The sequence below is a fragment of the Frigidibacter sp. SD6-1 genome, assembly GCF_030143255.1.
Taxonomy (GTDB): domain Bacteria; phylum Pseudomonadota; class Alphaproteobacteria; order Rhodobacterales; family Rhodobacteraceae; genus TMP-24.
Window position 1 is genome coordinate 1 of the sequence record NZ_JARJNR010000033.1, and the last position, 1,053, is coordinate 1,053.

At 62.4% G+C, this 1,053-nt stretch carries 1 protein-coding gene and 1 pseudogene; both read right to left on the bottom strand.

The window, feature by feature from the left end:
- Positions 1-54 precede the first annotated feature (54 nt).
- Entirely contained in the window at positions 55-927 is an 873-nt protein-coding gene (locus P0645_RS19240; RefSeq protein ID WP_284166170.1) for an IS5 family transposase, read from the bottom strand.
- A pseudogene (locus tag P0645_RS19245) lies at positions 863-1,053 on the bottom strand (hypothetical protein); the annotation flags it as partial. The pseudogene P0645_RS19245 and the gene P0645_RS19240, both read right to left, overlap by 65 nt.

Here is a 1,053-nt window from a genome sequence, read left to right on the forward strand (position 1 = left end):
GGCATTGTTGCATAAGTCACCCTTGAGGAAAGATAGCCCCTTTCCCCTTCATTATCAGCCCACGCGAACGATCTCAGCGGTGCCGAGGGCTGAGAAGCAGTTCAACAGTGCAATGCGGATCTGGATTTCGGCCGTCTGGCTGTCGGGGTGCCTTGCGGCGATGCGCTCGCCGAAGGCTTTCAGGCACCGCATCTTCGCCTCGATCCGGCTCCGAACGTGATATCCGGTCCAGCGTTTCCAGAAGGCCCGGCCGTAGTGCCGGGTGGCGCGCAGGGTTTCGTTTCTGGCGATCGCTGCCGCGCAGTCCTCTTTCCAGGGTCGACCGTTCTTGCGGATCGGAATGATCGCGGTGGCCTGGCGGTCGATGATGGCGGTGTGACAGCGGCGGGTGTCATAAGCCCCATCGGCGGTCACGGTTCCGATCTCCTCATCCTCGGCGATTTGGTTGAGCAGTTCCGGCAGGACCGGACTGTCGCCATCGCTGCTGGAGGTGAACTCCACCGCCCGGATGTCGGACGTGGCCGTGTCCATCGCCAGATGCACCTTGCGCCACTGGCGGCGGCCCTGAACGCCATGCTTGCGCGCCTGCCATTCGCCATCGCCCAGGAACTTGATACCGGTGCTGTCGACGAGCAGGTTCAGGGGGCCATCGGCGCGCCGATAGGGGATCTGGACAGCCAAGGTCCTCTGGCGTCGGCACAAGGTCGTATAGTCCGGCACAGCCCAGTCCAAGCCCGCCATCTTCAGCAGGCTGGCCACCATTCCCGTCGTCTGCCGCAAAGGCAGCTTGAACAGCACCTTGATCGTCAGACAGAATTGGATCGCCGCGTCCGCAAACACCGCAGGCCGACCGGGGCTGCCCTCAGGCGGCGCGAGCCAGATCATCTCCTTGTCCAGCCAGATCAGCAAAGATCCACGCCTCTTCAGTGAGGCGGTGTAGCTGGACCAGTTCGTAGTGCGGTAGCGGGCGGGTGATGGCTTGCTCATGCCGCCTGTCTAACCGCTTGGATTCACGAAGTGAATCCTTTGCCACCAGAGTTATGCAACAACGCC